Below are 13,465 nucleotides of genomic sequence, written 5' to 3' on the forward strand. Positions count from 1 at the left end.
ACCGGCTTCGCCGGACCGCTGGTGTCTCCCCCTCGAGGGGGAGGCGGCTACACGAAGTGAGCCGCTTCGGGGGTGGGACTCATACAGGCAGGTCGCCGGCTGCTTTACCCAGCCACTTCATCGACATCTTGTCGAGCGTGCCGTCCTTCTTGGCGGCCGCGATGATCTCGTTGACCTTGGCCTTCAGGGCGGTTTCGTTCTTGGCGATGCCCACGAAGCACGGGCTGTCCTTGAGCAGCAGCTTGAATTCGGCGCTGACCTTCGGGTTCTTGGCCAGCATGTCGCTCGCCACCGCGGCGCTGGTCGCGACGGTTTGCGTCTGGCCGGCCACGAAGGCGGCGATGGTCGCGTTGTTGTCCTCGAAGCGGCGGTAGTCGACGTTCGGCGGCGCCACCTTGTTCAGTTCCTGGTCTTCCATCGCGCCGCGCGTCACGGCCACGGTCTTGCCGGCCATGTCGGCGAAGCTGGTGAGCTTCATGCTCTTGGCGGCGTACACGGCCTGGAAGAAGGGCGCGTAGGCGGAGGAGAAGTCGATGACCTTCTCGCGCTCGGCGTTCTTGCCCAGCGTGGAGATCACGAGGTCGGCCTTCCTGGTTTGCAGGTACGGGATGCGGTTGGCGCTGGTGACGGGCACCAGTTCGATCTTCACTCCCATCTTGGCGGCGATGAGCTGGGCCATCTCGATGTCCAGGCCGACGGGCGTCATGGTCTTGTCGACCGAGCCGTAGGGCGGGTAGTCGGTGGGCACGGCGACCTTCAGGGTCTTGGACTTCATGATGTTGTCCAGCGCGTTTTGGGCCTGCGCGCCGCCGGCGGCGAACAGGGCGGACGATGCCAGCGCGAGAAGGGCGAACCGGCGTTTGGAGAGAGTGAGAACGGACTTCATAGCAAGGCTCCTAGGTAAGTCGATGAATCGTCGGAAGGGGTGGCGGGCTTGGCGGGCGTCTTGCGCCCGGCCTTGCCTTTTTCGGCAGTGCTTGTATGCAAGAGTTGTGCCTTAGTCTTGTCGGCCGAAGGGGTGCCCCGAAGCGGGGCCAGTGCATCGCGCAGGTGCGCGAGCGGGTCGTTCTGGGTCTGCTGGCGCAGGGCGGAATGCACCGTTCCGATGTGCTCGGCCATCAAGGCTTCGGCCGCGGCGGCGTCGCCCCGGGCCAGTGCGTCGACGATGCGCACATGGTCGTCGCACGATTGCGCGGCGTCGTGCGTCGACTGGTAGAGCATGGCGATCAGCGTGGTGCGCGCGGTGAAGTCGCGCAGGGTGTCGGCCAGCAGGTTGTTGCCCAGGCACTCGGCCAGGCAGACGTGGAAGTCGCCCAGCAGGAAGCTGCGCGCGCCCACGTCGCTCTCCTTGATGGCGGCCTTCTCGCGCTGCAGGTGCTGCTTCAGGCGGCGCAGCGCCGCCTTGTCGACGCTGCCCGCGCTGCGGATCAGGCCGACCTCGATCACGCGGCGGGCCTCGAAGGCCTCCCGGGCTTCCTCCTCGGACGGCTCGATCACGAACCAGCCCCGGCGCGCCGACACGGTGACGATGCCGCGCGCCGCCAGGCGGGTGAGGGCCTCGCGCACGATGGTGCGGCTGCAGTCGAACAGCATGGCGAGCTGCTGCTCGCCCAGGCGCGAGCCGGGTGCCAGCTTGCGGGCCATCACCGCTTCGACGATGCGTGCACTGATTTCGGAGGCGGAGATGGACATGCCTGAGGCGTCAGCAGGTTCCGTGCCTGCTGGTATGCAAGATGTGTGCACCAAGCCGGTGAATGCGCCGGGTGGTGCATCGGCGCCGTTGGCGTGCGTCGCGCTGCACCGCACCGGTTCGTGCCGTGCGCAGGCGGCGTCGGAGCGCGGTGTTTTCCGCAGGCAGAATCCGAGCCAGCACAACAACAATCTCTCAGACCCGCATGTTCCCGCGTGATGGCCGCCCGACGAGCATCGACCTCCTGCCAGTGTCCGGGCGGTCGGACACCGTCGTGGCCGATGTGCTCAGACCCATCGGCGAGGCGCTCGACAGCCTGGGGATCGCCTGCTGCCTGTTCGACCCGAGCGACGCCACGCTGCTGTGGAACCGCACCTTCCTGCGTTTCTTCCCCGAGCACGCGGACGCCATCCATGTCGGCGAGCCCTATGCCGAGAACCTGCGCCGCTTCTACGGCAAGCGGCTCGATGCCCGCGAGAAGCCGGCGATCGAGCGCTACATCGCCGAGGGGATCGCGCGCCATCGCACGCAGCAGCAGCCGATCGTCTTCAGCCACGGAGGGCGTCAGCTGCGGGTCGCGTCCCTGCCGCTGCAGGGCGTCGGGCGCATCCGCCTGTGGCGCGAGGAGGCCCTGGAGGCCGGCGGGGGCCTGACGGCGTCGGGCAACGGTTGCCCGGAGTTCTCGAGCCTCGACGGCGCTTCGCTGTTCGACCATCTGGCGGATGGCTTCATGGTGACCGACCCCGACCACTGCATCGCGTGGGTCAACGAGCCTTTCGTTCACCTCTATGGACTGGCGGACCGCGATGCGGCCCGGGGCCTGCGCTTCGAGGCGGTCTACCGCCTGGCCTGGTCGGATGCCGCGCGGGAGGAGCACCCTCTGTTCGAGCAGGGCCTGGTCGTGCTCGAGGAGAACCTGCGCTTCGCCGGCGCGCCTTTCGAGGTGCCGCTGCCACAGGCGCGCTGGAGCCGTGTGGTGGTGCAGCACGGCCCCGATGGCCGAGGCTACTTCGCGCACGTCGACATCACGGTGCTCAAGCGCCAGCAGCAGCAGCTGGTGGCGGCCGAGCGCCGCGCGCGCGAGAGCGAAACCTTGCTGCGCCAGAAGTCGGCGCTGCTCGAGGCCACGCTCGAGCGGATGGAGCAGGGCATCATGATGGTCAATGCGCAGCGGGTGGTCGAGGTGTGCAACCGCCGGGCGATGCAGCTGCTCGACCTGCCGGAAGACCTGATGGCGTCGCGGCCCAGTTTCCAGTCGGTGCTCGACTACCAGACCGCGAAGGGCGAGTTCGCCAGCACCCCGGCGGACGTGCTGGACTTCATTCGCGAAGGCGGCATCCTCCAGACGTCCCAGCGCTACGAACGGCCGCGGCCCGACGGGCGTGTGATCGAGATCTTCAGCGTACCGATCGAGGGCGGCGGCGTGGTGCGGACCTACACCGACATCACTGACCGGCGTCGCAGCGAGGCGCGCATCCGCCACCTGGCGCGCCACGACGGATTGACGGCCCTGGTGAACCGCGATGCCTTTCTCGAAAGCCTGGTGGAGGCGGTCCGCGCGGCCCGCCTGGGCGCCGTGCCCTTCGCGGTGCACTACATCGACATCGACCGCTTCAAGCCGATCAACGACCGCTTCGGCCACGCCGTCGGCGACAAGGTGCTGGTGATGGTGGCCGATCGCATGCGGCAGACCGCCGTGGACGGCGAGGTCCTGGCGCGTCTGGGGGGCGACGAGTTCGCCGTGCTGCAGTACGGCGCGGGCAACGAACAGGCGGCGCGGTCGCTGGCCGACCGCCTGCTGGCGGCGCTGGCGCCGCCGATGCAGGTCGAAGGCCATCGCCTGACCGTGGGCGCATCGATCGGTATCGCGCTGTATCCCGACGCAGGCGACGACGCCGACCTGCTCATGCGGCACGCGGACAGCGCGATGTACGCCGCCAAGGTGCACGGCGCGGCCAGCGTGCAGCTCTACGCGCGCGGCGTGCCGGGACTCAGGCTTTCAGCGTCGCCTTGAGGGTGATCTCCGGCACGCTGGCCAGCGCCTTCGACAGGGGGCAGCCGGCCTTGGCGGCGGCGGCGATGGCCTGAAACTTCGCCTCGTCGATGCCGGGAATGCTGGCGTCGAGTTCCAGCGCGATGCGGTCGATCTTGAAGCCGGCGCCGTCCTTGGACAGGCGCACGGCGGCGCGCGTGTCGATCGCCGTGGCCGCGAGGCCTTCGGCCTCCAGCGCGAAGGCGAAGGCCATGGTGAGGCAGGCGGCGTGGGCCGCGCCCACGATCTCTTCCGGGTTGGTGCCGGTGCGGTCGTCGCCGAAGCGGCTCGCGAAACCGTAGGGGTAGTCCTTGAGCGCGCCGGTCTCGGTGCTGATGTGGCCTTGGCCGGTCTTGCCGGCGCCTTCCCAGTGAACGCTTGCCTTCTTGTCTGCTGCCATGAGGAACTCCTTGAGGGGGTGATGCGGTGAGTGGGCCTCTCTTGTAGGGTGGCGCCGGCCGCCCGTCTGTCGGCCTGAGGCGCGAACTGGCTCCCTCGTTGGGGGCGGGAGCGCGCTGTGGCGTCGCCTGTGCGACGGCTTCGGGGCTTCCCCCATGGGGTTCCCCCTCCGTGCGTCGTACCCTCGGGGGCTCTCGTCTGGAGACTTCATGGACCGCCCGCATCACAAGTTCTGGCCCAAGCGCCTGCCCCATGCCATCACCGTGCCGGCGACCTCGCTGTGGCACAACCTCGCCACCGCCGCCGCGCGCTACCCGGACAAGGCCGCGCTGGTCTTCTTCGGCACGGTCGTGACGTACCGCGAGCTGGTGGCGCGCGCGGAGCGGCTGGCCGGCACGCTGCACGCGCTGGGGGTGCGGCGCGGCGACCGTGTCGTGCTGGACATGCAGAACTGCCCGCAGCTGGTCGTCGCCCATTTCGCCATCCTTCGTGCCAACGCCGTGGTGGTGCCGGTCAACCCGATGAACCGGGCCGAGGAGCTCAAGCACTACATCGTCGACCCCGATGCCAAGGTCGCCCTCACCACCGGCGACCTCGCGCCCGAGCTGGCCAGGGCCAGCGACGCGCTCGAGCCCGCGCAGCGGCTGTCGCACCTGATCGTCACGCAGTTCACCGATGCCTTCGACCCCGCGGTGACCGGCGACGAGGCGCCCGCCCCGGCCTGGCGCGACTGGCTGCTGGCGCGCCACCCGCTGCCCGCGCTGGCGGGCGGCACCGTGCTGCACTGGCAGGACGCGCTCGACGCCGGCCACACGCCGCCCGCGCACGTGGTGGGCGCCGGCGACATGGCGCTGCTGCCCTACACCAGCGGCACCACCGGCCTGCCCAAGGGCTGCATCCATCACCATTCGAGCCTGATGCACAACGCGGTGGCCAGCCAGCTGTGGGGCTCGGTGTCGCACGAAGCGGTGGTGCTGGCGGTGGTGCCGATGTTCCACATCACCGGCGTGGTGAGCATGATGCACACCGCCATCTACTCGGGCGCCACGCTGGTCATCATGCCGCGCTGGGACCGCGAGGTGGCCGGGCGCCTGATCTCGCTGCGCAAGGTGACGAGCTGGACCAACATCCCGACGATGGTGATCGACCTGATGGCCAGCCCCAACTTCGCCAGCTTCGACCTGAGCAGCCTGAGCTACATCGGCGGCGGCGGCGCGGCGATGCCGCAGGCCGTGGCGCAGCGGCTGTTCGAGCAATACGGCCTGCGCTACCAGGAAGGCTACGGCCTGACCGAGACCGCTGCGCCCTCGCACGCGCAACCCTTCGAGCACCCGAAGCAGCAGTGCCTGGGCATCCCCTACATGAGCAGCGACTCGCGCGTGGTCGACCCCGAGACGCTGCAGGAAATGCCGATGGGCGAATCCGGCGAGATCATCACCTGCGGCCCGGAAGTGTTCCAGGGCTACTGGAAGCGCCCCGACGCCACGGCCGCGGCCTTCGTCGACTTCGACGGCAAGCGCTACTTCCGCACCGGCGACATGGGCCGCGTCGACGAGGACGGCTACTTCTTCATGACCGACCGCCTCAAGCGGATGATCAACGCCAGCGGCTTCAAGGTCTGGCCGGCCGAGGTCGAGCTGCTGATGTTCAAGAACCCGGCGATCCAGGAGGCCTGCATCATCGGCACCAAGGACGCCTACCGCGGCGAGTCGGTCAAGGCGGTGGTCGTGCTGCGGCCCACGCACAAGGACACGACCGAGCAGCAGATCATCGACTGGTGCCGCGAGCACATGGCGGTCTACAAGATTCCGCGCCAGGTGCAGTTCGTCGACGCACTGCCGAAGAGCGGGGCGGGCAAGGTGATGTGGCGCCTGCTGCAGGAGAAGGAAGCGGACCCGGCCTGATCGCACGGGCTCACCCTGAACGGGGGCGTTGTGCTTCGCGCCCAGGTCCGCAAGAATCGCGGGCATGAAACGCAAGATGGCACATGTGAAAAAGGCGCCCGCCGCAGCGACGGGCGCGCACGCCATCGGTACCGTGGCGTTGGGATCGCTCGCGACGGCCGCCCTGGCCGTCGGTACCGTGGCGATCGGCGCGTTGGCCATCGGCCGGCTCTCGGTGGGCCGGGCGCGCATCCGGCGGCTCGAGATCGACGAGCTGGTCGTGCGTCGGGTCCGTGTGGAAGATCCGCACGCTGATGCGGCTCGGGCAGAGGCCGAGCGCTAGCCAGTCTCAGGAGCACACCATGGCACTCAAGGATCTTCTTCCCGGCAAGCTGGGTTTCGGCACCGCGCCGCTCGGCAACATGTTCCGCGATATCCCGGAGGCCGAAGCGCGGGCGACCGTGGATGCCGCGTGGAACGACGGCATCCGCTACTTCGACAACGCGCCCTTCTATGGCGCGGGCCTGGCGGAAATCCGCATGGGCGAGGCGTTGGCCGATCGGCCCCGCGACGACTACGTGATCAGCACCAAGGTCGGCCGCCTCATCCTCGACGAGGTGGAGGACGTGAGCGCCCGCGACCTGGGCGAGAAGGGCGAGGTCTTCAAGCATGGGCGCCCCAACCGGATCGTCAACGACTATTCGGCGGATGCGACGCTGCGGTCGATCGAGGACAGCCTGAAGCGCCTGAAGACGGACCACATCGAGATCGTCTGGGTCCACGACGTCGCCCAGGACTTCTACGGCGACGAATGGCTGAGCGCGTTCGAGAGCGCACGCAAGGGTGCGTTCAAGACGCTCGACCGGCTGCGTGACGAAGGCGTGATCCAGGCCTGGGGCCTGGGCGTGAACCGGGTGGAGCCGATCGAGCTGCTGCTCGCCCTGGACGAGCCGCGCCCCGACGGCTTCCTGCTGGCCGGCCGCTACACCTTGCTCGACCACGAGCGCGCACTGCAGCGCGTGATGCCGCAGGTGGCTGCGCGCGGGCTGGGCATCGTCGTGGGCGGCCCCTACAGTTCCGGCGCGCTGGTCGGCGGCCCGAACTTCGAATACGCGCCGGCCACGCCGGCGATCCTGGGCAAGGTGGCGCGCATCAAGGCGATCGCCGATCGCCATGGCGTCAGCATGAAGGCGGCCGGCCTGCAGTTCGCGCTCGCCAATCCGGCGGTGGCGGCGGTCATTCCCGGTGCCAGTCAGCCAAGCCGCATCGCGGAAGACCGGTCGGCCCTCGACGAGGTGGTGCCGCTCGACTTCTGGCGCGAACTCCGGCAGGCGGCGCTGGTGCATCCGTCCGCGCCGCTGCCGGGCAACGCCTGACGTCTGTTCGGCCCGTTCGCTGCGGTGCCGGCATGCGTCGGCCTACGACTCGCCCTCGCCCGGACCATCCACATCCGCCACCACGCGCGCATAGCGCCGGAAGCTCCAGTACGCGCTGGCCCAGTCCATCAGCACGACCAGGCGGTTGCGAAAGCCGATCAGGAAGTAGACGTGCGCGAACAGCCAGAACAGCCAGGCCAGTTTGCCGCTGAAGCGCAGCGGGCCGAAGGGCGTGCCCAGGTCGACCACCGCCGAGTTGCGGCCGATGGTCGCGAGGTTGCCGTAGTCGCGGTAGCGGAACACCTCGGTCGGCGTGCCTGCGATGCGGTGCAGTACGTTGCCCGCGGCGGTGCGGCCCATCTGCTTGGCGCCGGGCGACACGCCGGGCACCGGCTTCGGTTCCTGGCCCGGGGCGTGGCTCATGGCGGCGGCGAGGTCGCCCACCACGCTGATCTCGGGATGGCCGGCCAGGCTCAGGTCGGGCTCGACGCGCACGCGCCCGGCGCGGTCGGTCTCGGCGCCGGTGGCCGCGGCGAGCAGCTTGCCGAGCGGCGAGGCGGCCACGCCGGCCGCCCACACCACGCAGTGGCTGGCGATGCGCTCGCTGCCGGCCGCGGTCGCGATGTCGAGCCCGGTCGCGTCGATGGACGTGACCTTGGCATCGAGCCGCACCTTGACGCCGAGCCGCTCAAGCTGTTCCTTCGCCTTCTGGCTCAAGCCCTCGGGCATGGCCTGCAGCACGCGCGGGCCGCCCTCGATCAGCAGCACCTCGGCGCTGGCCGGGTCGATGTGGCGGAACTCGCCCTCGAGCGTGTGGCGGGCGATCTCGGCCAGCGTGCCCGCCATCTCGACGCCGGTCGGCCCGCCGCCGATGACGGCGAAGGTCAGCAGGGCGCGGCGGCGCGCCGGGTCGGGTTCCTTCTCCGCCGCTTCGTAGGACATCAGCACGTGGCGGCGGATCGCGAAGGCGTCGGCCAGCGTCTTCAGGCCCGGCGCATGCGCGGCCCAGGCGTCGTTGCCGAAGTAGCTGTGGGTGGCGCCGGCGGCGACGATCAGGTGGTCGTAGCTGATGCGCAGGCCGTCGCGCAGCAGCACCGCGCGCTCGGCCGGGAGGATGTCGGTCACCTCGCCCATCAGGGTGGTGATGTTGCGCTCCCCGCGGAAGAGCAGGCGTGTCGGCGCGGCGATCGACGGCGCCGCCAGGCCGGCGGTGGCCACCTGGTAGAGCAGGGGCTGGAACAGGTGGTGGTTGGTCTTCTCGACCACCGTCACATCGACGTCTGCACGCTGGAGCCGCCGCGCGGCTTCGAGCCCGCCAAAACCACAGCCGACGATGAGGACATGGGGGCGGTGGGCGGAAGGGGGAGGGCTCATTCGCGCATTATGGTCAGCGGTTCGCGCGGATGGGGCGGGAGGCCTCGTGTGCGGGCTTGTCCTACGGACGCGCACCCGGCCCATCGACTACAACGACCGCTGCCAAATCTGGAGACCCCATGACGCTTTCCCGGCCGAGCCCGCAGGCTCCCCACGCCTTGCGCGACGCCTTCCGGACGGTACGCAGCGCCAGCCGCGAACTGGCCGCCCCGCTGTCTGCCGAAGACCAGTGCATCCAGTCGATGCCCGACGCCAGCCCGACCAAATGGCACCTGGCCCACACCACCTGGTTCTTCGAGACGGTGCTGCTGCAGCCGCATGCCGACGGCTACCGCGCCTTCGACCCGCGCTTCCAGTACCTGTTCAATTCCTACTACGAGGCGCTGGGTCCGCGCCATCCGCGCCCGCAGCGCGGCCTGCTCACGCGGCCGTCGATCGACGAGGTGCATGCCTACCGCGCACATGTCGACGCGGGGGTGGAGCGCCTGCTCGACACGGTCGACGACGCGGCCTGGGCCACGATCGAACCCATCCTCACGCTGGGCCTGCACCACGAGCAGCAGCACCAGGAACTGCTGCTCACCGACATCCTGCATGCCTTCTCGTGCAACCCGCTGCTGCCGGCCTACCGGCCCGTTGCGGCGCCCGCGCTGCGCCTGGCCACGGTGCCGCCCCCCATGCAATGGCGCGCGCAGCCGGGCGGGCACGTGGAGGTCGGGCATGGCGGCGCCGGCTTCGCCTTCGACAACGAAATGCCGCGCCATCGCGCGCTGCTGCGGCCCTTCGCCATCGCCGATCGGCTGGTGCGCTGTGGCGACTATGCGCAGTTCATCGCCGACGGCGGCTACCAGCGGCCCGAGCTGTGGCTGTCCGATGGCTGGGCGGCCGTGCAGGCGCAGGGCTGGCGGGCGCCGGCCTACTGGCTGGCGTCGGACGATCCGCGGCTCGCCCATCAAGGGGGAACCGCGGCGGGCTGGCAGGTCTTCGGCCTGCATGGCGTGCGGCCGATGGCGCCCGAGGCGCCGGTGTCGCAGCTGAGCTTCTATGAAGCGGCGGCCTACGCCGAATGGGCCGGCGCCCGGCTGCCGACGGAGTTCGAGTGGGAGGCCGCGTGCGCCGACGACGGCATGACCGACATGACCGGCCACGTCTGGCAATGGACGCGCTCGTCCTACGACCCGTACCCCGGCTTCCGCCCGCTGCCCGGCGTGGCCGCGGAATACAACGGCAAGTTCATGGTCGGCCAGCTGGTGCTGCGCGGCGGCAGCGTCGCCACGCCGGACGGCCACACGCGGCCGAGCTACCGCAATTTCTTTCCGCCGGCCGCGCGCTGGCAGTTTTCGGGGCTGCGGCTCGCGAAGGATCTCTGAATGCGCAATCCCGCCTCACTCCCGCTCGATCTTCAGCGCGACGACACGCGCACCACGCCCGCGCTCAGCGAGTTCGGCCGCGAACTGCATGCCGGCCTGTCGCGCCGCGCGAAAAGCATCTCGCCCAAGTTCTTCTACGACGTGGAGGGCTCGGCGCTGTTCGACCGCATCTGCGACCTGCCCGAGTACTACCCGACGCGCACCGAACTGCGCATCCTCACCGAGCGCGCCGGCGAGATCGCCGAACAGATCGGGCCGAACGCCGAGATCATCGAGTTCGGCGCCGGCTCGCTCACCAAGGTGCGGCTGCTGCTCGACGCGCTCGAGACGCCGCGGCGCTACGTGCCCATCGACATCTCCGGCGAGCACCTGGGCGCCGCGGCCGAGCGGCTGCGCGCCGACTACCCGCAGCTCACGGTGCAGCCGGTCGCGGCCGACTACACGATGCCGCTGGTGCTGCCGGCGCCGGGCGAGGGCGCCGGCCGCCGCGTCGGCTTCTTCCCCGGCTCCACGCTGGGCAACTTCACGCCCGACGAGGCGCTGGCCTTCCTGCAGCTGTCCGCCCGGTTGCTGCGTGGCGGCGGGCTGCTGCTGGGTGTCGATCTGGTGAAGAACCCGGCGGTGCTGCATGCCGCCTACAACGACGCGCAGGGCGTGACGGCCGCCTTCAACCTCAACCTGCTGCGCCGCGCCAATGCCGAGTTGCAGACCGATTTCGACCTCGACGGCTTCTCGCACGCCGCCTTCTACAACGCGCCGATGCAGCGCATCGAGATGCACCTGGTGAGCCGCCGCGCGCAGGCGGTGACGCTCGATGGCCGGCGCTTCCACGTCGCCGAAGGCGAGACCATTCACACCGAGTACTCGCACAAGTTCACCGTCGATGGCCTGCGTGCGCTGGCCGAGAAGGCCGGCTTCACGCCGACGGCCGTGTGGACCGACCCCGAGCGCCTGTTCAGCGTGCACTGGCTGCAGGCGCCGGCGGCACAATAGGGGGCTGCTGGCGCGCGACGTGCCGGCACGGACCCCGGAGATCTCCCATGAAAGCAACCTGGAACGGCGTCACGATCGCCGAGAGCGACGACACCGTGGTCGTCGAAGGTAACCACTACTTCCCGATGGACTCGCTCAAGCGCGAGCACGTCACCTTCAGCAACCACAAGACCACCTGCCCCTGGAAGGGCTCGGCCAGCTACTACTCGCTGCTGGTCAACGGCGAGCTCAACGCCGACGCCGCCTGGTACTACGCCGACCCCAAGCCCGAGGCCGAGGAGGTGAAGAACCGCGTCGCCTTCTGGAAGGGCGTGAAGGTCGAAGCGTGAGCGCGGCGGTTTTCGCGCCGTCGTTTGACCCTCCGTCCAGACTCGTCGACGCCCTGCGCCTGCAGGGCTACGCCGTGTTGAGCCCCGAGGGCGTGGCCGAATGGCTCGGCCTGCCGCTCGACGCGCTGGAGGCCCTGCGTGCCGACTGGGACGCGCTGCCACCCGACGAGTACCTCAAGGACGGCGGCCGCTACCGCCAGCGCCGGCATTCGTGCTTCACGGTCGATGGCGACGCGCTGGCCCAGGTGCCGCATCGCGCGCACTGGCAGCCGATCGAATACAACGCCCTGCATGGCGGTATGCAGCGCTGGTTCGCGCCGATGTCCGACGCCACCGTCGCCAATGCGGCCTGGCAGCGCCTGCTGGTGCGCATCGCCGATGCGGCCACGGGCCTGCGCGGGCGGCAGCGCTGGTTCGTCGAGGCGCACCAGTTCCGCATCGACACCACCGACGGCATCGGCCGGCCGACCCCCGAGGGTGCGCACCGCGACGGGGTGGACCTGGTGGCCGTGCTGCTGGTCGGGCGGCAGGGCATCAAGGGCGGCGAGACGCGCGTGTTCGAGGCCGACGGCCGCCGCGGCGAGCGCTTCACGCTGACCGAACCCTGGTCGCTGATGCTGGTCGACGACGCCCGCGTGATCCACGAGTCGACACCGATCCAGCCGCTGGTGGAGGGCCAGAGCGGCCACCGCGACACGCTGGTCGTCACCTGCCGGGCCGGCGGTTTCCAGGGCGACTGAACGGGGGATGGGGCGCGCCCGCGCGCGTCCTACAACCGGTAACAGGCGGCCGGGTTAAATTCCAGCCCCGGCTCCACCGCGAGCCCCGAGCACGCAGCGAGGGCATCCATGTTCAATCACATCCTGGTTCCGATCGATGGTTCCGAAACGTCGATGTATGCGGTCAGCAAGGCCAGCGGGCTGGCGCTCGCCTTCGGCAGCCGCATCACGCTGATCCACGTGATCGACAACTACCCCTTCATCGGCGTCGGCGCGGACTACGCGCTGGGCCAGAACGAATACCTGGCCGCAGCCACGTCGAGCGCCAATGCCGCGCTCGCCCGCGGCGTGGCGGCGCTCGCGGCCGAAGGCCTGCACAGCGACCAGCGCGTGATCGACGGCCATGTGGTGCACGAAGGCATCGTCGATACCGCCAACGCGCTCGGCGTGGACCTGATCGTGATGGGCTCGCACGGCCGCGCCGGCATCGAGAAGCTCCTGCTGGGCAGCGTGACGCAGCGCGTGCTGCAGGACGCCACCATGCCGGTGATGGTGGTCAAGGGACTCTGATCACGCGGCTTGGGCGTCGCCCCCGAAGCCCAGTGCATCGAAGCCCGGCGGGCTCTCGAAGCGCACCGCCTCGCCGGTCGCCGGGTGGCGTAGCTGCAGCACGCTGGCGTGCAGCATCAGCCGCGGCGCCCGGCGCTGGATGTCTTCATCGCCGTACAACGCATCGCCCAGGATCGTGTGCCCGATCGACGCCAGGTGTACCCGCAACTGGTGCGTGCGCCCGGTGCGCGGCTCCAGCAGCAGTCGGCTGGCACGCAGCGCCGGCCAGGCCTCCAGCACGCGCCAGCGCGTGAGGCTCGGCTTGCCGGCCGGGTCGATCTTCTGCAGCGGCCGGCGCGGCCAGTCGGCCATCAGCGGGGCGTCGATCACCGACCAGTGCGGGCTCTCGTCCAGCACGCCGTCGACCACCGCCTCGTAGCGCTTCCACACCTGCTGCGCGGCGAAGGCGTCGCCCAGCACCCGCTGCATCTCGGGGCTGCGCGCCATCAGCACCAGGCCGCTGGTGGCCATGTCGAGCCGGTGCACCACCCGTGCGTCGGGCCAGCGCGCCGCGGCGCGCGCGCTCAGGCAGTCCTGCTTGTCATCGCCGCGGCCCGGCACGCACAGCAGGCCGGCGGGTTTGTCGAGCACCAGCAGGTGGGCGTCTTCGTGGACGAGGGTCAGGGCGGGCGCGGGCAGCATGTTCATGGCTCGGCTATTCTCGAACGGATGTCCTCCGTGTCAGACGCCT

At 69.9% G+C, this 13,465-nt stretch carries 14 protein-coding genes; 9 read left to right on the forward strand and 5 right to left on the reverse strand.

The window, feature by feature from the left end; genetic code table 11:
• Positions 1-79: 79 nt before the first annotated feature.
• Together N8A90_RS02500 and N8A90_RS02505 are read right to left on the reverse strand one after the other, a co-directional pair.
• Positions 80-886, reverse strand: a complete 807-nt coding sequence (locus N8A90_RS02500) for a transporter substrate-binding domain-containing protein (protein ID WP_262073057.1) — start codon at positions 884-886, stop codon at positions 80-82.
• Positions 883-1,692 (reverse strand): GntR family transcriptional regulator, encoded by an 810-nt coding sequence (locus N8A90_RS02505; RefSeq protein WP_262073058.1) that lies wholly within the window; start codon positions 1,690-1,692, stop codon positions 883-885. The genes N8A90_RS02500 and N8A90_RS02505 overlap by 4 nt, the downstream gene beginning before the upstream one ends.
• A gap of 203 nt (positions 1,693-1,895) precedes the next feature.
• Here N8A90_RS02505 and N8A90_RS02510 point away from each other — a divergent pair, with 203 nt between their 5' ends.
• A complete protein-coding gene (locus N8A90_RS02510; protein WP_262073059.1) occupies positions 1,896-3,704 on the forward strand; it encodes a PAS-domain containing protein in 1,809 nt (602 codons plus the stop codon).
• Here the strand turns inward: N8A90_RS02510 and N8A90_RS02515 are convergent.
• Positions 3,682-4,122 carry an OsmC family peroxiredoxin gene (locus N8A90_RS02515; protein WP_262073060.1) on the reverse strand — a complete coding sequence of 147 codons (441 nt, stop codon included), beginning with the start codon at positions 4,120-4,122 and terminating at the stop codon, positions 3,682-3,684. The two genes, N8A90_RS02510 and N8A90_RS02515, sit on opposite strands and share 23 nt — an antisense overlap.
• A 208-nt stretch (positions 4,123-4,330) precedes the next feature.
• Here N8A90_RS02515 and N8A90_RS02520 point away from each other — a divergent pair, with 208 nt between their 5' ends.
• The 3 genes from N8A90_RS02520 to N8A90_RS02530 all read left to right on the forward strand — a co-directional run bounded on the left by N8A90_RS02520 (position 4,331) and on the right by N8A90_RS02530 (position 7,380).
• Positions 4,331-6,025 carry a long-chain fatty acid--CoA ligase gene (locus N8A90_RS02520; RefSeq protein ID WP_262073061.1) on the forward strand — a complete coding sequence of 565 codons (1,695 nt, stop codon included), beginning with the start codon at positions 4,331-4,333 and terminating at the stop codon, positions 6,023-6,025.
• A 64-nt stretch (positions 6,026-6,089) separates the two neighbouring features.
• Positions 6,090-6,347, forward strand: a complete 258-nt coding sequence (locus N8A90_RS02525) for a hypothetical protein (RefSeq protein ID WP_262073062.1) — start codon at positions 6,090-6,092, stop codon at positions 6,345-6,347.
• A gap of 19 nt (positions 6,348-6,366) precedes the next feature.
• On the forward strand, positions 6,367-7,380 hold the full coding sequence (locus tag N8A90_RS02530) for an aldo/keto reductase (RefSeq protein WP_262073063.1): 1,014 nt from the start codon (positions 6,367-6,369) through the stop codon (positions 7,378-7,380).
• Between the two features lie 42 nt (positions 7,381-7,422).
• Here N8A90_RS02530 and N8A90_RS02535 read toward each other — a convergent pair whose 3' ends face one another.
• Positions 7,423-8,754, reverse strand: a complete 1,332-nt coding sequence (locus N8A90_RS02535) for an NAD(P)/FAD-dependent oxidoreductase (RefSeq protein WP_262073064.1) — start codon at positions 8,752-8,754, stop codon at positions 7,423-7,425.
• 119 nt (positions 8,755-8,873) lie between these two features.
• Between N8A90_RS02535 and egtB the strand changes: the two genes are divergently transcribed.
• The 5 genes from egtB (at position 8,874) to N8A90_RS02560 (ending at position 12,735) form a co-directional block, all read left to right on the forward strand.
• The gene (gene egtB / locus N8A90_RS02540) at positions 8,874-10,124 is read left to right on the forward strand and encodes an ergothioneine biosynthesis protein EgtB (RefSeq protein ID WP_262073065.1); all 1,251 of its coding nucleotides are present in this window, start codon (positions 8,874-8,876) and stop codon (positions 10,122-10,124) included.
• Positions 10,125-11,117 carry an L-histidine N(alpha)-methyltransferase gene (gene egtD / locus N8A90_RS02545; RefSeq protein ID WP_262073066.1) on the forward strand — a complete coding sequence of 331 codons (993 nt, stop codon included), beginning with the start codon at positions 10,125-10,127 and terminating at the stop codon, positions 11,115-11,117.
• 47 nt (positions 11,118-11,164) lie between these two features.
• Positions 11,165-11,446 carry a DUF427 domain-containing protein gene (locus tag N8A90_RS02550; RefSeq protein WP_262073067.1) on the forward strand — a complete coding sequence of 94 codons (282 nt, stop codon included), beginning with the start codon at positions 11,165-11,167 and terminating at the stop codon, positions 11,444-11,446.
• Entirely contained in the window at positions 11,443-12,186 is a 744-nt protein-coding gene (locus N8A90_RS02555; protein ID WP_262073068.1) for a 2OG-Fe dioxygenase family protein, read from the forward strand. The genes N8A90_RS02550 and N8A90_RS02555 overlap by 4 nt, the downstream gene beginning before the upstream one ends.
• A 108-nt stretch (positions 12,187-12,294) precedes the next feature.
• Positions 12,295-12,735 (forward strand): universal stress protein, encoded by a 441-nt coding sequence (locus N8A90_RS02560; protein ID WP_262073069.1) that lies wholly within the window; start codon positions 12,295-12,297, stop codon positions 12,733-12,735.
• Here N8A90_RS02560 and N8A90_RS02565 read toward each other — a convergent pair whose 3' ends face one another.
• Positions 12,736-13,416 (reverse strand): RluA family pseudouridine synthase, encoded by a 681-nt coding sequence (locus N8A90_RS02565; protein WP_410087626.1) that lies wholly within the window; start codon positions 13,414-13,416, stop codon positions 12,736-12,738.
• Positions 13,417-13,465: the final 49 nt, after the last annotated feature.

It is taken from the genome of Variovorax sp. N23 (assembly GCF_025486315.1).
GTDB lineage: Bacteria > Pseudomonadota > Gammaproteobacteria > Burkholderiales > Burkholderiaceae_C > Variovorax.